Genomic DNA, 19234 nt, shown 5'->3' with positions numbered 1-19234 from the left:
ACCTCTTAACTTTGCTTGCGCTCCGCCAGCCGCGGCAAGTCGCGCACGATCTCGACCATCAGCCAATCCGGAAGCTTGTCGTCATCGTTGTTTTTCGCCACGACCATTTGAGCGATTTCCATCGAAATCTCGCTTAACTCTTTGATCAAGCCCTTAACGCGATGAGCGAACTGGCGGTTCGCGTCCCGTACGGCGTCTTTATTTTGCGGAAGCTCTTTGACGACTTGGGCCCGGAACGATTGAGCAAGGAAATACAGCAAATCCCGATCCTCCGGATTAGAAGGGAAAGACGCTTCGCCGGCCATGATCTTGTTAAGCTGGTACTTGCTTTTGGTGTTCTTGAAATAAGCCTTAAAGTTCATGGCGTGTTCGGGGGATAACGTGCCGCATGCCAAAATATCGATAATCTCAACGGAGAGATTGTCGCCGTACTCGTGCAAGGCGTCGCTTAAGATGTGCCAGGAACGCGGCGTTGAAAAGGGTTGCTCCGTTTTAGGGGGCTGGCTCCACAGGTGATCGGGCCGCATTTGGATGTATTCGATGACTTGAGGATGGATGCCGGCGTCGTAAGCCCATTCGAGCCAATCGCGGGAAGAAGCCTTTAGTTGAACGTGGAACATACGATTGATGAGCGCTGAAGACATCGGTTTTACGATCGCGCTGTCCTGTGCCCGATTGCCCGCTCCGATAATAATGGAGCCTTTAGGCATCGTATAATTGCCGATTCTTCTTTCGTTAATCAAGCTGTAGAATGCCTTTTGCACTTCCTGACTGGAAGCGTTAAGCTCATCGAGAAAAAGACAGTACGGTTCGTCGCGGGCGATCATCTCGGGCGGACAAAACTGGCTTTTGCCGTTAACGATCTGCGGCACGCCAATCAGGTCCTCAGGCGCCAGCTGGCTGCCAAGCAGGGAAACGCAAGGAAGGCCCAGTTGCTCCGCGAACTTTTCTACCAATGAGGATTTGCCGATGCCGGGGGCTCCATGAATAAAAACGGGACGTACAACAGATACATTTAATAGCAATTCCATAAGCGCTTTGGCTGTTACCGATTTAACTTGATCCAATCCATAGCTCCTCTCGATTATGCGGATTCATTATCCCCGCCAAAAGCCCTTAATAAAATAGATATAGCCTACAATAGCTAAAATGGCAATAAATATCTCCACAACCAGCACGACTGGCCGACATTGCATATGAAGCGCCTGGGTGTTCCTAAGTAGGAACGAATCCGGCCGGCCTTGCGCTTGAGGCGCCTCGGTGTTCCTACGTAGGACAAGCCCGGCCAGTCTTGCGCATGGAACGCCTCGGTGTTCCTAAGTAGGAACAAATGCCTTTTTCTATTCCTATCCCTTCCGCGACACGAAAGGATTGCCCGTCTCCCAAAACCGCCACGGGTAATCTCTCGCCTCGCCGCTGTTGTCGATGCCGATTCTGGGGCCGGCCGATATGGACGTCACGGGCCTTCCTTCCGCGATATACAGGGGCGGCTTGTCCAGCGGGAGTCCGTAATCCTGCATGCGGATGCCCAGCGCCTTCGTCAACTTGCCCGGCCCGCTTGTCAGATGATGGATCTTTTTCAACGGGCCTCTGCGTTCTAGCATGAGCGCTTCTCCCGTCACGGGCTCCACGGCCCTGATCAATACGGCTTCGGGGTAGCCCGGCTTGCCGCTCACCACGTTAAACAGGCAGTGGGTATGCATGGCATAGGTATACGCGTAACCCGGCGGACCGAACATCACTTCCGTCCGCGGCGTCCGTCGGCCTCCGAAGCTGTGCGCGGCCCGATCGCCCGGTCCGACGTACGCTTCCGTCTCCACGATCCAACCGGCAGCAACGCCGAGCTCCGTTTCCTTGACAAGCAGCATGCCGAGCAGCGAACGGGCCAGTTCTAGCGTCGGCTTTTGAAAAAATAAGGGGGTTACGGGCGTGGTCGTCATTAGGCTCACCTCGTTTATCGCTTACACACAATTCCAGGACCTTCTCCCACTGGGAAGCATTCGTTTCGTAGATCGTTCACCATACAATATAGCGTACAATCCCGCACATTACGAAAAGCAGCTTGGGAACCACATTGTTGACCGCGGAGAATGACGTTTGTATGGGAACTGGAGGGTGAGAGGACACAGCGGACGTTATTTCGTGGAAAAGCGGTCCATTCGCGGTGATTGCGGACTGGAGAGACGTTAATTACCCAAACATGCGCTAAAACGACCGACATTCCCGGCAATAGCGGAACCTGTGTCCGCCCGAGAACCGCAATCGGAGGTTTGAGCGCAAATAGCGGAACCTGTGTCTTTCACCCCACAACGGCAGGCTGCAGCAACCAGCCATTGCGAGCAATCGGCTGCACGTTGTTCCTTCCAGCAACATTTCCATATGTAAAACCCCCGATCAGCTCCGCTGACGGGGGTTCGCCAACCTCGCATTACGCTTCCGTATTACGATTTTCCCGCCACGCCGACGCCCGCAAGCGCCTCCAGCACGCCCGCGACGATCTCCTCGTAATCCTCCTCGTTCAATGAGAATAGCTCTTCCCTCCGCTTGCGCGCGTTCGGGTGCAGCTCCTTCACGTCGTTCCACAGGAACACCTTTCGCAGACGCAGCTCGAGCTGTTCCCTGTCCCCGCCCTCGCGGACGTAACGCGCGAGAAGCTCGAAGTCGCGGATGCCCTTCTGCAGCAGCTTGTACCGCAGGGACAGCATCGGCTTCCCGTCGCGTCCCGGATACACGAAGTTCGTGTCGCCCGCGGGAAAGAACGGATAGTGGTACGAGATCTTATTCAGCGGATCGTTCGGCCACACCGTATAGTTCCAGCGCAGGAAGCCGTCCAGCCGGAACTGCCAAGCCATCCACGGGAGCAGCCGGCTCTCCAACAGATGCGAGGCGATAAACGTATTGGGAAGCAGCGGCGCACAAGCGACATAAAATAGCGTCTTTCCTTCTTTCCCCTGCTTCAAAGCCATCAGTTCGTCATACTCTTCGGCTACGCAATCCAGGCTGGGCACGTGGTCGAGGAGCCCCTCTTCCTTAATAAATTCCGCATGGTTGATCGCGACTTTGTACTGAAAGGAGGGCGCCATGACCCGGAGTGCGTTCAAGCGGCCGCGGAACCGTTCGAGATCCGCCGGCTCGTCCGCCAGAATGCGCACTTTGCCGATCCAGCCTTGATCGATGAAATTTTTCTCCAGCGCAGACACGTAACGCGCGAGCTCGCCTTTGTCCTTGATGTATTTGTACGTACCGCTCCGTTCGTCGTAATACCTGACGCGGACGGCGTCGTCAAGGTCCGGAATAACCCGGCCGTAGCCCGCATCTTCGATGACCCAAATATTAAGCAGCCCGAACACTTCGATCTCGCTGTCGATGCCATGCTTCTCGCACAGCTCCACGTACCGGTTCAACGCCCCGAAATCGTATGCCCACTCCCCATCCGCGCGCCGCGTCACGTTCACGATGCTATACTCGAACATATTCGCCGGATCGACCCTGTCGAACGCGGAGCCTTGGCCCGACCAGGGGACCTCGGAGACGACCACGGTAGCGGCTTTTTGACCGAGCTCCGCCAGCGAGGCGACGTAACCTTCCATGATCGCGAAGTGCCGGTCGCTCCACAGCACGACATCGTATTTGCGCGCAATGTTGGCGTTGTGCTGCCAGAGATCCAAATAAAACGAATAATCCGCGGGCCTGGGCAGCTCTAAGTCCAGCACCCGGACCTCGAACGCAAGCGTCCCTACGAGCACCTCATCCTCGAACATCCGGTGCCGGTAGACGGAAATTTCGGGACGGTAAACGCCGGGCTTCGCGTCCGCATCGATCTCCACCTCGACCCATACAGGCTGCACCCTTTTCTTTTCCACATGGATGACGCCTTGATCCAGGATCATGTCCGACTTGAGCTGCCGGTCGTCGTCCTCTACCAGTCCGATCAGCTTGGCGTTGATGCGGCCCTGAGACAATCCAGGCACTTCCACGCTTACCCGAAGGACGTCGATCGGCCCGCGCTCGTAAAATGCGGCTTCTCCGTTCACGCCGACGAGCATCTCATCCTCCGAATAGATGAGCAGCTGCGCGGCCGCCCGGTCGTTTTTGCCGCATGTCAGCCGAATGTCCTTCGGCTCGTCGAATGGCACCTTAAATTTATGCAGAACGCCAAGTACGTATTTATAGCTCTCGTGCTCCAGCCCAAGCGCAATCGTCATTCGGACGGCCTCCCGCTTCAATGTGCTTACCCTCCGAGTATACGTTCGGCCCCCTGGAAGTCATATGCCATTTATCCGCGAAAATATGGATTTTTCCCGCGTTTATGGTACAGTTAAGCCAAATGGCCCGCAAGGGCGTTCCGAAGGCGGGGCGAAGACGTGGAGTTCGAAAGCTTCTACAGGCTGATAGACGAAGACGATAAGGGCTTCAACGATCCCGGACATTATTTGCTGATTAACTCGGTCGGCTACTACAAGTTCGAATCGTTTTTCCGAATGACGCACCGAAGGCAGGGACGTAAGGACTTTTACCTTTCCTACAACCATACCGGGCCGATGACCGCGCGTCTTCGGGGGCAGCAGCGGATTCTCGACCCCGGCAGCTTTTTTCTGATCCGTCCCTTCGAAGAGCAGTACTACGGCCACCACAGGGAACAGGAGTTTTTCGCATATTGGGTCCACTTTACGGGGTATGGCGCGGAGGAGCTGCTGCACCGGGCGGGGCTGTTGGAGAGTCAATCGGTTCAGACGGGCGTTGACGGCCGTACGGTCGAATTATTCGAAGCGATGATGGCGGAAGTGAGGGATAAAAAGCCCGGCTACGAGTTGGCCTCCTCGTCCCTGCTGTCCTATCTGTTTTCCACGATCGCGAGGCACAATGCCAGAGACGGCGGCTTCGACGCCGGACGGATGCGCAACGATATCTACGAATCGATTAAATACATCCACGATCATTACGCGGAAGAGATATACGTCGGCCGATTGGCGGAGCTTTCCCATCTTAGCGTCGACCGGTTCACCGCATTGTTCAAACGCATCACGTCCACGACGCCGCAGCAATACATCCTCCGGTTCCGGCTCCAGCGGGCCTGCGAGCTCATGAAGCGGACAAGCATGAACATCAAGCAAATCTCGGGCCTCGCGGGCTTCGAGGACCAGTTGTATTTCAGCCGGATTTTTAAAAAATATTACCGCGAGACCCCATCCCAATATCGCGCGAGGTTCCAAGATGAAGGATAATCCGCTTCGTTCCCTGCTGGCGGCCGCCGAGCTGACCGTGCTGAAGTTCGACAATCACCGCAGGCGGTCGATCAACTACCGCAATCGCGTCATCCAGGATTACTATATGATGACTTACGTCCGCAGCGGATCGGCCAAGCTCAGGGTCGAGGACCGCGTGTACGACATTCCGCCGGGCACCGTCATCTTCATTCCTCCGCTGCTTGCGCACGATCAGTACAAGGATACCGACGAGGAGACGGAGTTTCTCTGGTGGCACTTCACCTACCGGATCCAAAACGCGATCGACGTCCTGCCCTTCTTGCGAATCCCGTTTATTTATCCGCTGCGCGATCATCGCCGGTTCGAGGATGTATTCGACGAGCTCATGCGCTGCCAGCATCCGGACGACGGACATCTCCCCAAGGTGATCCTGCAAAAAGCCAAATCGCTTGAGCTGCTATACGTGCTGCTCGACAGCGCCGTCGGCCAATCCGTCGCCGCGAATCCGGACCTGCCGCCCGCGGGCTTCCTGTCCCTGCTGCTCAAGATCGCGACCCGGCCGGAGGCCAACTTCACGCTCTCCGAACTGGCCCATGAGCTGCATATGAATCCGACATACGTCAGCAATCAGTTCAAGCGCACGTTCGGCAAATCCCCGATCCTGCTCCACCGGGAGATGAAGGTCGCCAAGGCCAAATCCTTGCTCGAAGCGGGCGAACGCACCGTCGCCGAGATCGGCGCCGACCTCGGATTCCAGGATGTGCAGAGCTTCAGCCGGCTGTTCAAGAAGTACGCGGGCATCTCGCCCAGCCAGTACAAGCGAGTATTCGAAATCAGACCTGTATAAGTGTTAACGATCCCCGCATTAAGGCACTGGGATAAGCACAGCGTTCCCCTCTACAATAGGAGCATCAGGGCGTAAGAAGCCCCTAAGAGGAGGCTGTAAAATGGAATCGTGGAATGTCGTTTTTCCCGAGGCGCAGCAAGTCGAGATACGCAAAGAACCGTTCGACCCGGCGCTCGGGCGAATGGAAATTTTGTGCCGGTCGGTCGCTTCGCTCATCAGCACCGGAACGGAGCTGCAATGTCTTAGAGGCATATTCGATGCGGGGACCAACTGGTCGGAATGGGTGAAGTACCCCTTTCAGCCCGGCTATCTGACGACGGCCGAGGTGCTCGAGGCAGGCCCGGACGTGACGGGTATCCGCGCGGGAGACCGCGTCAATGCGGGGCATTCGCATGCGCAATACTTTAAAATTGAAGCGCGGGACGTCTACCTGCTGCCGCGGGAAATCAGCGCCGAGCAGGGACTCTGGCTGAGCTTGGCCAAGACGACGCAGCTTGGCGTCCGGCGGGCGGAGCTGCAGCTTGGCGAAACGGTCGGCATCGTCGGTCTCGGCCTGCTGGGCCAACTGGTCGCCCAGTATGCTTACTTATCGGGCGCGAGAGAAATCTTCGCCATCGATCCGGCTGCGAGCCGTCTGGAACTGCTGCCGAAAAAGCCGGGAATCCGTCCATTGCCCATGGATGCGGGAGCCGCAAGAGAAGCGGTCCGCGCCGCGACGGAAGGCAAAATGCTCGATGTCGTCTTCGACGTCACCGGCCATCCGTCCGTCCTTGCCCAGGCCACCTTGCTCGTCAAGCCCTTCGGGCGCGTCGTGCTGCTCGGAGATACCTCCGTCCCTTCGCAGCAAACGCTCGGTCCGAACGTCGTGTCGGACTCCATCTCCATTTTGGGCATCCATGCGCTCAAAAATTATCGGGATTGGAACCATCCCGCGATGTCCGGGCTGTTCCTTCAATATTTGATCCAGGGTCGTATGGATATCGGTCCGCTCATTACGCACCGGTATTCGCCTATGGACGCGCCGGAAGCTTACGGTCTGCTCGCGAACAACCGCAGTTCGGCCATGGGCGTGCTGTTCGATTGGACGCTTTTGAATTAGTCGGGGGGCGATACTTGCGCCGGTACGCGTTTAATCTCTGGGGCTGTCGACTCTCATAATGTCCAGGAAAGGCAGCTTCAAGACCTTCTCGAGCGTCTGGACATGGACCAATCTCGTCCGCGCGTCCAGCTTCACGATCCGGCCGCGTACCGGCTCCGGTTCGTCCCATACGGTCAGTACGACGGTGCTGTCCTCTTGCTTGGCTTCCACCAGACGCTCTCCCATTTCCTCGAGCTCGAATTCGTCGCGCGTCGGCCGCTTGGCTTTATATTTCTTTCCGGGCTTCTTCACCTCTGGCATCGATGTACCTCCTTAAGTCAATTCTTCTATTCTACCAAATAACGAGGGCGTTATGGGGAAAAGGAGCTTGTGATATAATAAACCCAGTTTATTATAGAAACCTGGTGAGATGAATGGAGCGTTCGGAGCGCAAATATTGGGTGCCCGCATTGGAAAGAGCGCATGAAGTGCTTCATTGCATCGCGGCCCGCCCTTCCCGGCTGCGAATGATGGACCTGGTGTCCGAGACGGGAATCAACAAGAGCACGATGTTTTCGCTTCTGCAGACGATGGAGGCGATGCATTGGGTGAATCGGGAAAAAGGCGAAACCTACGCCCTTGGCCCCGTATTCGCCACGCTGGGCCGCGCTTACTTCTCCGGCATCGATCTCGTCGCGCAGTTTCAGCGCCTGGCGGCGGTGGCCGCTGAACGGGTAGGCGAGACGGTACAGCTTGCCCGTCTGGAAGGAACACATATTTTGTATCTGGCGAAAAAGGAAGCGCCGTCGCCCGTACGGCTCGTGTCCGAGCCGGGCATGCGAATTCCCGCCTATGCGACTGCCATGGGCAAGGCGCTCTTGTCGCATATGCCGGACGGACAGATTCGCGCGTTGTTCGCGGACGCCGCGTTCGAACGGTTTACCGAAAAAACCGCCGCGAACGTGGAGGCATTGATCGGGCAGCTCCAGAGCGTCCGTGAACTCGGCTACGCCGTGGACGAGGAAGAAGTCGTGAACGGAATCGCGTGCATCGCGGCGGCGGTCCAAGACCCGGGCGGCGTGCCGTCGGCGGCCGTCAGCTTCACGATGCCGCTGCCTCGCTGGGAAGCCAAGAAGCCGATCGCGCTCGCGGAAGTGCGGCGGCTGGCGGAGCAGCTGTCTTCTTTGCAATAAGGAACCGCCGACAAGGACTCGTTTTCAGCGCCTCCAGCGCCTGAAAGCGGGTTCTTTTTCATTGACCGCCATCAAAGACGGATGTTATATTAGTTTTATATAATAAATCTAGTTTTATATAATAAACTCAAGGGATGTGAATACCGGATATGCGGCTAAACGGCAAAGTATGTTTGATTACGGGTTCGGGTTCCGGCATCGGCAAGGGCTCCGCTTTGCGCTTCGCGCAGGAAGGCGCGACCGTCATCATTAACGATCTCGACCAGGCCAAGGGCCAGGAGACGGTCGACGAGATCAAGAAAAACGGCGGCAGCGCCACGTTTATCCCCGGCGACGTCACGTCCCCCGCAGAGATGGAAGCGATGGCGCAAGCTGCGCTTCAAGCGTTCGGGCACGTCGACGTACTCTTCAACAATGCCGGCATCAGCGGCGTCGGCGCGCTGCACGAGCTGGAGCTCGAGCAATGGGATAAGGTGATGCGCGTCAATATCGCCGGCGTGTTTTTGCCGAGCAAATATTTGCTGCCGAGCATGATGGCGCGCAAATCCGGCTGCATCATCAACATGTCGTCTTGCATCGCCGAGATCGGGCTTGCCCGCCGCGCTTCCTACGCCGCTTCCAAAGGCGCCGTCCTCGCCTTGACCAAGTCGATGCAGGTGGATTACGCGCCTTACGGCATCCGCGTGAACGCCTTGCTGCCGGGCACCATCTTCACGCCATTTGTCGAAAACTATCTGAAAAACTCCTACGACGACCCGGAAAAAGCGATCGAAGCCATCAAGAGCCGCCAGCTCAGCGGCGAGCTGGGCAGGCCCGAAGACGTGGCGAACGCCGCCCTGTTCCTCGCTTCGGACGAAGCCGGCTTCATGATGGGCTCGCCGCTCTACATTGACGGTGGCGTCACGTTCGGCAAAAATGCATAATAGATTTAGAGACTGCGATAAGGAGACTTGAGAGATGAGATTCGTAACGATCCTGGAAGGCGATGAGCTCGCGTTAGGCGTTGTTAGAGGGGAAGAAATCGTACAATTGCGCAAAGCGTTGGAAGCGGTACCGGCGCAAGCCGTGCCGACCGAAGCGATGGACTTGATCCGCGGCGGAAAAGAAGCGGTCGCGGCGGTTGAACGTTATGTCGAGCAGCTGCCGGCAGGACCGCAAGCCTACCTGCTGCAGGAGAGCGATGCCCGCTTCGGCCCATGCGTGACGAATCCGGGCAAGATCATCTGCATCGGCCTTAACTATCGCAAGCATGCCGAGGAGTCCAACGCGCCGATCCCGGAATATCCGATCCTGTTCAATAAGTTCAGCAACACGCTGGCCGCCCATGGCGACGATATTCCGCTGCCGAACCGGGTGACGAGCGAAGTCGATTACGAAGCGGAGCTGGCCATCGTCATCGGCCGGGACGCCAAGTACGTGGACCAAGCCGAAGCGCTCGACTATGTATTCGGCTACTGCTGCGTCAACGATCTGTCGGCGAGAGATTTGCAGATGCGCACGCATCAATGGCTGCTCGGCAAATCGCTCGACAAATTCAGCCCGCTCGGCCCGTACCTCGTCACGGCCGAAGAAGTCGGCGATCCGAACGCGCTCGCCATGCGATCCATCGTCAACGGCGAAGTCCGCCAGAACTCCAACACCTCGGACATGATTTTCCCGTGCGACGAGATCGTCAGCTACGTTTCGCAGCATATGACCTTGTATCCCGGAGACGTGATTCTGACGGGCACCCCCGAAGGCGTCGTCCTCGGCCTCCCCAAAGAAAAGCGCGTGTACCTGAAGCACGGGGATATCGTCACGATCGAGATCGAAAAGCTGGGCTCCCTCACGAACCGGATGGTGGACGAATAAGAACGGATCAACTCCGTAAGCATCAAAACACAAACGGGATGAAGCAGAGGAATTTTGCTTCATCCCGTTTTGCTATTTCACAAGTCCTTTTTGTTCACGACATTCGGAATCGCTCGTCCCTCGAGGAAATCGATGATGCGCGTAGACGTCAGATTCCGCAGCCGCGCCTCGGACTGCTCGGAGTACCAGGCGATATGGTTGGTGACGATCGCTCGCGGATGATTCAGCAGCGGATGATCGTCGGCAGGCGGCTCGTCCGTCAGCACGTCCAGCCCCGCAAAGGAAATATCCCCACGATTCAGCGCATCCAGCAAATCGCCTTCATGAATGAGCGGTCCGCGCGAGACGTTGATCAGCACAGGCTTCTTCTTCATTTTGGCGATGTTCTGCGCATTGATGATGTGCTTCGTTTCTTCCACGTACGGGCAGTGCAGCGAGATCAGATCGGACTGCGCGAGCAGCTCGTCCAGCGATACGAGCTCGACGCCCTCGGGGACGTTGGCCTGGCTCAAGTACGGGTCGCTCACGATAATCCGGCAGCCGAAGCCCCGCATGCGGGTGATGACTTGCGCGCCGATGCGTCCCATGCCGATCAAGCCGAGCGTCAGCTCCGACAAGGCGAAGATCGGCTTAAGCTCGGGCATGCGCGTCCATTGTCCCCCGCGAACGAGCGTCGAAGCCGGAAACAGCTTGCGGTGCGACGCGAGCAGCAGGCTGACGGCATGGACGGCCACTTCCTCTAGGCAATAGTCCGGCACGTTCATGACCGTTATCCCGCGCTTGCTCGCCGCCTGCACCGGGATGCTGTCCAGGCCGATGCCTTCCCGGGCGATCAGCTTCAAGCTGGGCATGCGCGCCAGCAGCGCTTCCGTCACTTGCTGCAGCTGGACGACCAGCACCTCGGCATCCTTCACCGTCTCCGGCAATTCCGCTGTCGCAACGCCGTCGTAAACGTCCACTTCGCAGCCGGCTTCACGCAGTATGTTTTCCTCAATCGTATAATCGACGGTCGAAAAATTGACCAGAGCAATTCTATTCATGCAGCAGTCGCCGTTCCTTTCCTTTAAGCTTTCTCTTGTACTTCGCGGCCGCTATAGCTGCGCCAAGGCCTGCTCTACGTCCTCCAGCAAATCCTCCGTGTCCTCCAGGCCGACCGACAGCCGCACCAGCTTGTCGATTCTGCTCTCGTATTCGGTCCCGACGACCGCGTCCTGCTGCCAGCCGATCGCCGTCGCATAGACGAGGCTCTCGAAGCCGCCCCAGCTGACGCCGATCTTGAACCAATGCAGGCTATCCACGAACTTGCGTACCGCCGGTTCTCCCCCGCGCAGCTCAAAGCTGAGCAGCCCCGTCGGCCCGCTCATCTGGGAGACGGCAAGCTCATGCTGGGGATGGCCCGGGAGCAGCGGGTAGTTCACCCGCTCCACCTGTGGATGACCGTCCAGCAGCGCAGCGACGCGCATGGCCGATTCGCCGTGCTGCTTCATCCGCAGCCCGAACGTGCGAAGCCCCCGAGTGGCGAGCCACGCGTCAAAAGGGGGAAGCGCGCCTCCGATCACGCCGATCTCCATTGCGGTAAGCTTGCGAATCGTATCCTGGCTGGAGACGACGACGCCGCCGGTCAAGTCGCTGTGACCCGACAAATACTTGGACAACGAATGTACGACGACGTCGAAGCCCCAATCGAGAGGCTTGAGCGTCGCTGGCGTCGCGCAGGTATTGTCGATGACGGACACCAATCCATGCTCCCTGGCGATCGCGATCGCGCCGCGAAGATCGAAGACGTCCATGAACATCGTGGAGTAACCTTCCGTATACAGCATGCGGGTGTTCGGCTTCACGGCGTCGCGAATGTTATCCAAATCGCGGAAGTCCACGAAATCGCAGGTCACGCCATAACGCGCCATCCATCCGGACAGCATGGCATAGGTGCCGCCGTAGATCGGATAGCTGCAGATCACATGATCGCCCTGCTTCAAAAAATGAAGCAGCGCGGTAGAGACCGCCGCCATGCCGGACGCGAACACTTTGGCGGCTTCCCCGTTATCGAGCGCCGCCAGCTTTTTTTCCAGCATGTCCGTCGTTGGATTGCCCATGCGCGAATAACGGTACGGCGCCTCCGACTTCATCTCGTCATACGAATTGGCCGTAAACAAAGAATTCAAGAATAAAGGAGGCACGACCGCCCCGTGAAAAGTTTCTTCGCCGAAATGGGCAAGCATCGTCTGCATGCGCATAGGACTTCACTCCGATTGATGTAATGGTAAGCCTTCGAATCTCAGGGCCCATACCGTGCGGACGGCGTTAACCGCCGAAAGGCACCGTCGCAAAACCTTGCGTCGCGGTCTTGAAGCGAAAGACGCCCCCGGCGTTCGGCTCGTCGATCAACTGTCGCTCGCTGAGGCCTTGCCTGGCCGTCGTAATATACAGTTCGTCCAGCAGCTCGCCGCCGAACGCGCAGGAAGTGACGTGCGATGCGGCGACGGCGACGGTCTGCAGGCGCTCGCCGGTCGCGGGATTGAAGCGAACGACCTTGCCTCCGCCCCAGATCGCGATCCAGAGCATGCCTTCCCTGTCGATCGTCATCCCGTCCGGGAGCCCCTCGTCGTCGCCGATGCGAATGACCGTCCTTGGCGCCGCCACGTTCCCCGTCCCGAGATCGTAATCGAACGCGACGACTTCCCGGGTCGTCGAATCGATATAGTACATCGTCCGGTTATCCGCGCTCCAGGCAAGCCCGTTGGAGATCGTGACGTCCGTCAGCACCTGGCGGCAGCCGAGATCCGCTTCCAAGCAATACAGGGCGCCGGACGGACCTTCCTCTTTTTCGTCCATCGTCCCCGCCCAGAATCGCCCGGCGGCATCGCACTTGCCGTCGTTGAACCGGTTGCCGGGCAGATCCGCCTCGATCTCGACGATCTGCACGGCCGATTGCAAAGTCGGGTCGTAGCGGTAGAGGCCGTCCCGCATCGCGCAAATAAAGCCGCCGTCCCGCGCGGGAACGAATGCGCCGACCTCCTGCGTCATGCTGACGCTTTGATGCTCCCCCGAATTCGGCTCTAGCCGATGGATCTTCTTATCCGTAATGTCGGTCCAGCAGAGACAACCGTTGTTCGAATCCCACCACGGCCCTTCGCCTAGCGTATTCCGCGCATCGTACAAGAGCTCCGCCCGGTCTGTCATCGCTACCGCCCTCCCGTTTCTCCGGTATAATGGGGTTTATTTGTATTGCAGGATTTCTCGAAGCAGCGGCGTCAAGCCGTCCGCGATCCGCATGTGGCCCAGATCGGTCGGATGAACGCCGTCAACGGTGCATTCGTTCCAGATATCCCCGAGCAGGTCGGCCCCGTCATGGAAATGAATGAAGCGATCGCCTTCACGCTGCAAGGACCCCACCAGCTCCTTTTGAAAATCCCTTCTGACCACGCGGTCCTCATAAGAGGCCGTATTCGTGTGCTCGTAGCCGTAAGGAATTCTCGATAAAACGAGAATCGGCACCTCTGCATGCTTGCTGCGCAGGATGCGCAGGAACTCGGGCATCGTGCGGATCAAGTCGTCCGCGTGCACGTTGTTGGCATCGTAGTCCACGACGATACAGGCCGGATCTTCAATGTCGCCGATCATCCGCGCGATCTCCGGATCGCCCTTGCCGTTGCCCGAAAAACCCAAATTGATGAATTCCATGTCGAAACGCCGGCTTAAAAGGTTCGTAAAGGACATACCGGGCCTCGATACGCAGCCGCCCTGCGTAATTGAAGTCCCGTAAAAAACGATCTTGCTCTTCGCGGCATAACTCGGAAATTCAAAAATGCCTGCATCCGCGTTCGTCCCGATTTGCACGTCATGCACGCCCTGGAACAACGGGAAATGAAGCGTTACATAACGCGTTTTACGCTGCAAATTTTCAAAGAATACGTACTCGTATTCGTCTGCGTCGTGGGCGAACCGGGTCGTTCCGTAATAGAACTGCGAGCCGGGTTTGCCTAAATAACAATCGAAGCCATTCACCGCGGTGGCGGCGACATGCTCTGCGACGCTGGGCGCGAACAGCTTGGCCTTGATAACCAGCTTGGTGGCGTCGGTCGCAAAACGAATCTGTCCGCCGGCCGTGTTGTCCGCCAGTTCGTCCAGAATCTCGCGAATCGCGCCCGGCTCTACGGCAGGCAGGCGACGGTACTTGCGCTCCGCCCTCCACCACGCGAACCCTGCGATCTGAAAGGGAGCGTCGCCGGGCAAATGCCAGCGCAGCTCCTCCGCTTCGCCAGTCGGTCGGTTCATATCCCGCTGCCTCCTTATCCTCTGGTAACCGTATTCGCGGGAATCGCTTGGCCTGCCCGCTTCTTGTTGGATACGGCAACGCCGACGACGATCAGTACGCCGCCCGCGATCTGCGTCAGCATAATCGGATCCCCGAGCACGATATAGGCGACCAATATGGCCACGAACGGCGGAATGTTCATGAACATCGCGCTCGTCGAAGCGCCCGCTACGGAGATGCCCTGGTTCCACCACAAGCCGGCCAGGCCTTGCGCGATCAACGCGACGACGATCAGCGTCGCCCAGGTCCACGGGCTGCCGCTCGCATGCAGATGGCCTTGCGCCCATTCGATCCCCGCAGCGGGGAACAACAGCGCCGTGCCGATGAGCGTCGAATAAATCGTAACGTCGATCGACTTCATCGTTTCCGTCGCCTTGCGGATCAGCAATACGCTTACGGCCAGCGTCAGCATCGCGAGCAGAATGAAAAAGTCCCCGTGCGAGACGCCCGTAACCTTGCCGCCGTTCAGCACGATGACCGCTACGCCGACGAGCGCCGTCAGCGCGCCGGCGATCTTGAAGCCGGTAACCTTTTCCTTAAGAAAAGCCCGAGCCAGAAACGTCGTGGCGATCGGCGACAGGGCGATGATCAACGCCGCATTCCCCGCGCTGGTGTGCGTCAGTCCGACAAAGTAAAAGATCTGGTACATCAGGGAGCTGGTCAAGCCGACCAATACGAGCCACATCCATTCGCGCCGGGTCGGCTTCTTCACCGCTTGACTCATCCAACCGACGCTTATCAGAAACATCGAGGTGACGATGAGCCTGGACAAAGCGAGCAAGATCGGCGAAAATTCCCGCAGCAGGTAGGCGCTCGCCACATAGTTGCAGCCCCACAGGATGGAGACGGCCAGTAATTTAAAAATGACCGGTCGGATCACTTACAGAAGCTGCCCGATGCGCGGCTGGAACTGCGGATCCTGCGGATCGTAGAACACCATTTCCCGCTCGAAGTTCTCGCCGAAGCGGTCGAGCTTCGTGATGTCCAGGTCGATGCCGAAGCCCGGACGGTCGGGCACCGCGATGGCGCCGTTGTTGAATACGAGCTCTTCGCGAAGCAGATCGCCCTTCATGAACTTCAGATGTGTGTCGTTCGCGAACGGGAAGTTCCGCGACGATGCGACCATGTGCACGTTGCCGAGCGTGCCGATGCCGGTCTCGGCCCAGCTGCCCGTCACGCACCAGATGCCCGCATGATTGGCGAGATCGACGATCTGCTTGGCCTTAAGAATGCCGCCCGCTTCGGACGGGTACACCAGGAAGCATGCGCAAGCGCGCTTGTCGATCAACCGCAGGGCATCCTCGTAGGTGGCGCAGCCTTCATCGGCGATAATCGGCACGTCGACGGCGCGGGCGACGGCAGCCATGCCGTCCACGTCATCATAACGCGTCGGCTGCTCGACCATCTGCAGATCGTACTTCTCCATCTTGCGGATCGCCTTGATCGCGGTCGGCACGCTCCAGTTCTGGTTCGCGTCGATGCGGATTTTCATCTTCGGTCCCACCGCTTCGCGCACGGCCTTCACGCGCTGCGTATCCAGGTCGATGTCGCGCCCGACCTTAAGCTTCAGCTCGGAGTATCCCGCAGCGGCGAACTTGCGCGCTTCTTCGGCGTTGTTCTCCGGCTTGTCGATGAAAATATAACCGGAGAAGGCGACTTCCTGCTTCACTTTGCCGCCCAGCAGATTATAGACCGGCGTGTTCAGGATTTTGCCGCGCAGGTCGAGCAGCGCCATCTCCACGCCGGCCATGCCGTAGTAACCGATTTGCTTCCAGTTGACGCAGTATTCCTCGAGGCGGTGCAGGATCGACTCCAGCTCCATCGGATCGCGTCCGATGATGAACGGGGCGAACTCCTTGTCCACGACGGTCTGGATGACCGGGATCGTCGGTCCGACCGATTCGCCGATGCCGATCAGGCCTTCGTCCGTCTCGATCTGCACGATCAGCGATGGCGCGCTGTACCGGGTGCCGCCCGACCATTTCTCGCCTTTGTGGAATGGAATCTTGATCATTTTCGTATGGATGGCCGTTATTTTCATGGGAGTTCCTCCTGAGTCTTATGAATGGCTCATTATGAATGGCTGACGATGATTTTAATCGCCTCGTCCGGTTCGTTCCGGGCGAATGCGATCGCCTGGTCCAACGCCTCGAACGGATAATGCTGCGTGATGAGCGGCTTCACCTGCACGCCGCCGGAAGCCATCAGCTCGAGCACGCGCGGCCATACCTGCGGCGCATTGGTCGAGCCCGCCAGCGTTAATTCCTTCAGCACGACCGTCTGAATGTCCGCCAGGATCGGATGGCCGGGCAGCCCGAACAACAGCAGCTGGCCGCCCCGCTTCAGCAGCTTGATGCCAAGCTTGAGCGACGCTTCGTTGCCCGCCGCATCGATCGCGATATCCTGCGTCTCCATCGCTATCGCATCCGCACTCGCAACCGCATCTGTAACCGCTATCGTATCTGACGACCGCAAGTTGACCGTGACGTCCGCGCCGAGCCGGCGCCCCAGTTCAAGCCGGCCGTCCCGCATGCCGAACAAAGTGACTTTGCTCGCGCCGGCCGCTTTTAACAGCTGCACGTAATATAAGCCTGTCGGACCGTCCCCGATGACGGCGGCATGGGACCCCAGTCGAATATTCAATTTATCGATGCCGCCCAGGCAGCAATGCAGCGTCTCGGCCTGCGTCGCCTCCTCGAAGCCGACGGCGTCCGGCAGCAGGTAGAGATTCGCCGCAGGAACGACCAGATACTCCTGCCAGCCCCCGGGATAGTGCAGCCCGATCTCGCCGGACTGCGCGCAGCGGTGCTTGTTGCCGGCCAGGCATTCGCGGCAGACGCCGCACCCGATCAGGGGATCGATGCACACGCGGTCTCCGGGCTGCCATCCGTCTGCGCCGGGACCGATCCGCTCCACGACCCCAGCCAATTCATGGCCGAGCGGGAGCGGCGGCTCGCCGAAGCCGGCGTGGCCGCTCATGATATGCAGGTCGGTACCGCAAATGCCGATCGACACGATGCGGATCTCCGCTTCGCCCGCGCCCGGTTCCCCGCGCTCGGCTGCTGATGACGTCACCTCGTTCAACCCCGTCCACTGCCATATCTTTTTTTGCATCGTCAACCCCCGAGTTCGACCTGGGTATCGTATTCGCTCCATGCGCCGTCGCTGTCGATCGTTGCGAAGGATAATGGCTTCAAGGAGACGGCGTGCTGCGTGCCCGCGATCCTTACCGCTCCATGGTTGTCCGTCTCGAGCAGGTTGAACAAAATGGCCTTGCCCGTCTCCTCAAGCCAGATCAAGCCGATATTGCTCCCTTCGACGATGCGCGGGAACTGCCACTCGTCCTCGTCCGCACGCCGTTGAAGCGAAGCGATCTCTTCGTTGGCAGGCCTCGTCGTCGTTTTATAATCCCAGATCTTCAGATGCGCAGCTTCCGGCATCAACCGATCCAGCGCCTCTTTGTTTCTGTGCGCAGCCGTCCGGTCGAATATGACCTCCCGGTAGGAAGACAGCTTCTTCTCCCATTCCGCCGTCAGCTCATAATCGCCGAAAAACAGCAGCAGCTGTCCGTCTTCGCTGCCCTGGTCCGCGCGGACCGGCTTGACCGGCAGCCCCGCCAGCACCGGCAGGCTTGTCGGTACGATCGGCTCCGCATAAGCGCCGTGCGTGCCGTAGGCAAGATGCACGGGATAGCTTCTTGCCGCGCCAGCAGTCGCCAGATCCAGCTCCCGCAGCACTGGAAGCGCATCCGCAATCGCTTTCCAATAGCTTTCTTCCAGCACCCATGTCCCGCTCATGAAGAGAACGTTCTCCAGCCCTGAAGCGATCGCCATTTTTGCCTTGTACACCAGGTTATGCTCCTTGAGAGAGCGCGGCGGGAAAATGGTAGATTCGCTGTAAGCGAGCCGTTTGTCCAGGAAATTGAGATGATAGGCGATACCCAGCATTTCTTCCGCTTTGGCGTACGGCTTCGTAAAGCTCCCGTCGTTAAACTGCAGCTCGCCGACCCGGAACAGCGCGTCCGGGATGCGCTCGCGGATCGCGGGAATATCGATCCCGTGCCGTTCGTCGCCGAAGTGCATGACCATAATGCCGGCCTGGACGCCTTCCTGATCCGTCGCTTCCATGACCGCCGTAATCTTGTCGCATTGGAAGGCTACCCAATCCTTCGCCAATTCCGGGTTGACCTTCTTCGTCAGCTGCGCCATCAACGACTCTCGCGTCTCAGAGCGATTATATTTTCCGTTAAATTCCGATAGGCACGCATTGCAATAACAGCCTTCGATATTTTCGTTAAAATTGCCGACGCGCAGGTCGTCGTCCAGGAACACTTCCCGGAAGCCGGCCTCGCGCAGCAGCCTCGCGGCTCTACCGTTGTCCTCGATCAGGCAGCGATCGACCGCGCCGCAGAAATACACCGTTTCTCCCAGGTTGTCCACCCGGTAATGCCAGGTTTTCGGAATCTCCAGGTCGAGGTCGGGGTCGTCCGGATTGAGCGCGTTGCCCGGGTGCCCGATCGGGATCGTGACCGAGCCGACCTCAAAGCCATGCGACTCGGCGAACGCCTTCGCTTCCTTCAGTTCTTCGAGGTCGACCATTTTGCCCGAGAAAAATCCGGCGATCCAAACTTTCTGAATGCCGGCTGCTTTCATCTGTTCGACTAAGGCGTCTCTCGTCGCCAGGTCGAGCAAAGGTTCGTGAGCCATACTATATTGCAGTTTCATAGCCTGCAGCCCTCCA

At 58.4% G+C, this 19234-nt stretch carries 18 protein-coding genes; 6 read left to right on the top strand and 12 right to left on the bottom strand.

The features are described 5' to 3' along the window. Positions 1-5: 5 nt before the first annotated feature. The 3 genes from ACFOTD_RS10025 to ACFOTD_RS10015 form a co-directional block, all read right to left on the bottom strand. Positions 6-1031, bottom strand: coding sequence for an AAA family ATPase (locus ACFOTD_RS10025; RefSeq protein WP_378118403.1), 1026 nt, complete (start codon positions 1029-1031; stop codon positions 6-8). Between the two features lie 315 nt (positions 1032-1346). Continuing rightward, positions 1347-1940, bottom strand: coding sequence for a DNA-3-methyladenine glycosylase (locus tag ACFOTD_RS10020; protein ID WP_378118205.1), 594 nt, complete (start codon positions 1938-1940; stop codon positions 1347-1349). A 501-nt stretch (positions 1941-2441) separates the two neighbouring features. Continuing rightward, entirely contained in the window at positions 2442-4205 is a 1764-nt protein-coding gene (locus ACFOTD_RS10015; protein ID WP_378118203.1) for a DUF4091 domain-containing protein, read from the bottom strand. Between the two features lie 159 nt (positions 4206-4364). Here ACFOTD_RS10015 and ACFOTD_RS10010 point away from each other — a divergent pair, with 159 nt between their 5' ends. The 3 genes from ACFOTD_RS10010 to ACFOTD_RS10000 all read left to right on the top strand — a co-directional run bounded on the left by ACFOTD_RS10010 (position 4365) and on the right by ACFOTD_RS10000 (position 7153). Further along, positions 4365-5225, top strand: a complete 861-nt coding sequence (locus ACFOTD_RS10010) for an AraC family transcriptional regulator (RefSeq protein ID WP_378118201.1) — start codon at positions 4365-4367, stop codon at positions 5223-5225. Beyond that, positions 5215-6054: a helix-turn-helix domain-containing protein gene (locus ACFOTD_RS10005; protein WP_378118199.1), complete on the top strand. Its 840-nt coding sequence runs from the start codon at positions 5215-5217 to the stop codon at positions 6052-6054. Before ACFOTD_RS10010 ends, ACFOTD_RS10005 begins: the two co-directional genes overlap by 11 nt. A gap of 100 nt (positions 6055-6154) precedes the next feature. Further along, on the top strand, positions 6155-7153 hold the full coding sequence (locus ACFOTD_RS10000) for a zinc-dependent alcohol dehydrogenase (RefSeq protein WP_378118197.1): 999 nt from the start codon (positions 6155-6157) through the stop codon (positions 7151-7153). Positions 7154-7183: 30 nt separating this feature from the next. Here ACFOTD_RS10000 and ACFOTD_RS09995 read toward each other — a convergent pair whose 3' ends face one another. After that, positions 7184-7453: a YolD-like family protein gene (locus ACFOTD_RS09995; protein ID WP_378118195.1), complete on the bottom strand. Its 270-nt coding sequence runs from the start codon at positions 7451-7453 to the stop codon at positions 7184-7186. A gap of 113 nt (positions 7454-7566) precedes the next feature. Here ACFOTD_RS09995 and ACFOTD_RS09990 point away from each other — a divergent pair, with 113 nt between their 5' ends. The 3 genes from ACFOTD_RS09990 to ACFOTD_RS09980 all read left to right on the top strand — a co-directional run bounded on the left by ACFOTD_RS09990 (position 7567) and on the right by ACFOTD_RS09980 (position 10176). After that, positions 7567-8325 carry an IclR family transcriptional regulator gene (locus tag ACFOTD_RS09990; RefSeq protein ID WP_378118193.1) on the top strand — a complete coding sequence of 253 codons (759 nt, stop codon included), beginning with the start codon at positions 7567-7569 and terminating at the stop codon, positions 8323-8325. A 149-nt stretch (positions 8326-8474) separates the two neighbouring features. After that, positions 8475-9248: an SDR family NAD(P)-dependent oxidoreductase gene (locus ACFOTD_RS09985; RefSeq protein WP_378118191.1), complete on the top strand. Its 774-nt coding sequence runs from the start codon at positions 8475-8477 to the stop codon at positions 9246-9248. 34 nt (positions 9249-9282) lie between these two features. Continuing rightward, a complete protein-coding gene (locus tag ACFOTD_RS09980; protein ID WP_378118189.1) occupies positions 9283-10176 on the top strand; it encodes a fumarylacetoacetate hydrolase family protein in 894 nt (297 codons plus the stop codon). A gap of 77 nt (positions 10177-10253) precedes the next feature. On the opposite strand, the gene ACFOTD_RS09975 is transcribed toward ACFOTD_RS09980, so the two are convergent. From ACFOTD_RS09975 to ACFOTD_RS09940, 8 genes are all read right to left on the bottom strand, one after another. Further along, complete coding sequence (locus tag ACFOTD_RS09975; protein ID WP_378118187.1) at positions 10254-11216, bottom strand: C-terminal binding protein; 963 nt, start codon at positions 11214-11216, stop codon at positions 10254-10256. A gap of 51 nt (positions 11217-11267) precedes the next feature. Then, positions 11268-12413, bottom strand: a complete 1146-nt coding sequence (locus ACFOTD_RS09970; protein ID WP_378118185.1) for a trans-sulfuration enzyme family protein — start codon at positions 12411-12413, stop codon at positions 11268-11270. Positions 12414-12480: 67 nt separating this feature from the next. Beyond that, positions 12481-13359 carry an SMP-30/gluconolactonase/LRE family protein gene (locus ACFOTD_RS09965; protein WP_378118183.1) on the bottom strand — a complete coding sequence of 293 codons (879 nt, stop codon included), beginning with the start codon at positions 13357-13359 and terminating at the stop codon, positions 12481-12483. Positions 13360-13395: 36 nt separating this feature from the next. Further along, positions 13396-14454, bottom strand: coding sequence for an SGNH/GDSL hydrolase family protein (locus ACFOTD_RS09960; protein WP_378118181.1), 1059 nt, complete (start codon positions 14452-14454; stop codon positions 13396-13398). Between the two features lie 14 nt (positions 14455-14468). After that, positions 14469-15374 (bottom strand): DMT family transporter, encoded by a 906-nt coding sequence (locus ACFOTD_RS09955; protein WP_378118179.1) that lies wholly within the window; start codon positions 15372-15374, stop codon positions 14469-14471. Beyond that, positions 15375-16535, bottom strand: a complete 1161-nt coding sequence (locus ACFOTD_RS09950; protein ID WP_378118177.1) for a mandelate racemase/muconate lactonizing enzyme family protein — start codon at positions 16533-16535, stop codon at positions 15375-15377. It abuts the gene before it with no gap. A gap of 32 nt (positions 16536-16567) precedes the next feature. Further along, the gene (locus tag ACFOTD_RS09945; protein ID WP_378118175.1) at positions 16568-17608 is read right to left on the bottom strand and encodes a zinc-dependent alcohol dehydrogenase; all 1041 of its coding nucleotides are present in this window, start codon (positions 17606-17608) and stop codon (positions 16568-16570) included. A 2-nt stretch (positions 17609-17610) separates the two neighbouring features. Further along, positions 17611-19218 (bottom strand): hypothetical protein, encoded by a 1608-nt coding sequence (locus ACFOTD_RS09940; protein WP_378118174.1) that lies wholly within the window; start codon positions 19216-19218, stop codon positions 17611-17613. Between the last annotated feature and the right edge of the window lie 16 nt (positions 19219-19234).

The sequence above is a fragment of the Cohnella sp. GCM10012308 genome (assembly GCF_042649185.1).
Classification (GTDB): domain Bacteria; phylum Bacillota; class Bacilli; order Paenibacillales; family Paenibacillaceae; genus Cohnella.
The sequence above is the reverse complement of the archived record's forward strand: the minus strand, read 5'-3'. Positions and strand labels throughout refer to the sequence as shown.

Excerpts from the sequence above, each read along its gene's own strand:
- ACFOTD_RS10025 (WP_378118403.1), bottom strand. The coding sequence starts at position 1,031 with ATGGAATTGCTATTAAATGTATCTGTTGTACGTCCCGTTTTTATTCAT.
- ACFOTD_RS09975 (WP_378118187.1), bottom strand. The coding sequence starts at position 11,216 with ATGAATAGAATTGCTCTGGTCAATTTTTCGACCGTCGATTATACGATT.
- ACFOTD_RS10000 (WP_378118197.1), top strand. The coding sequence starts at position 6,155 with ATGGAATCGTGGAATGTCGTTTTTCCCGAGGCGCAGCAAGTCGAGATA.
- ACFOTD_RS09990 (WP_378118193.1), top strand. The coding sequence starts at position 7,567 with ATGGAGCGTTCGGAGCGCAAATATTGGGTGCCCGCATTGGAAAGAGCG.
- ACFOTD_RS09980 (WP_378118189.1), top strand. The coding sequence starts at position 9,283 with ATGAGATTCGTAACGATCCTGGAAGGCGATGAGCTCGCGTTAGGCGTT.
- ACFOTD_RS09995 (WP_378118195.1), bottom strand. The coding sequence starts at position 7,453 with ATGCCAGAGGTGAAGAAGCCCGGAAAGAAATATAAAGCCAAGCGGCCG.
- ACFOTD_RS10015 (WP_378118203.1), bottom strand. The coding sequence starts at position 4,205 with ATGACGATTGCGCTTGGGCTGGAGCACGAGAGCTATAAATACGTACTT.
- ACFOTD_RS09945 (WP_378118175.1), bottom strand. The coding sequence starts at position 17,608 with ATGCAAAAAAAGATATGGCAGTGGACGGGGTTGAACGAGGTGACGTCA.
- ACFOTD_RS09960 (WP_378118181.1), bottom strand. The coding sequence starts at position 14,454 with ATGAACCGACCGACTGGCGAAGCGGAGGAGCTGCGCTGGCATTTGCCC.
- ACFOTD_RS09965 (WP_378118183.1), bottom strand. The coding sequence starts at position 13,359 with ATGACAGACCGGGCGGAGCTCTTGTACGATGCGCGGAATACGCTAGGC.
- ACFOTD_RS09970 (WP_378118185.1), bottom strand. The coding sequence starts at position 12,413 with ATGCGCATGCAGACGATGCTTGCCCATTTCGGCGAAGAAACTTTTCAC.
- ACFOTD_RS09940 (WP_378118174.1), bottom strand. The coding sequence starts at position 19,218 with ATGAAACTGCAATATAGTATGGCTCACGAACCTTTGCTCGACCTGGCG.
- ACFOTD_RS09985 (WP_378118191.1), top strand. The coding sequence starts at position 8,475 with ATGCGGCTAAACGGCAAAGTATGTTTGATTACGGGTTCGGGTTCCGGC.
- ACFOTD_RS10005 (WP_378118199.1), top strand. The coding sequence starts at position 5,215 with ATGAAGGATAATCCGCTTCGTTCCCTGCTGGCGGCCGCCGAGCTGACC.
- ACFOTD_RS09950 (WP_378118177.1), bottom strand. The coding sequence starts at position 16,535 with ATGAAAATAACGGCCATCCATACGAAAATGATCAAGATTCCATTCCAC.
- ACFOTD_RS10020 (WP_378118205.1), bottom strand. The coding sequence starts at position 1,940 with ATGACGACCACGCCCGTAACCCCCTTATTTTTTCAAAAGCCGACGCTA.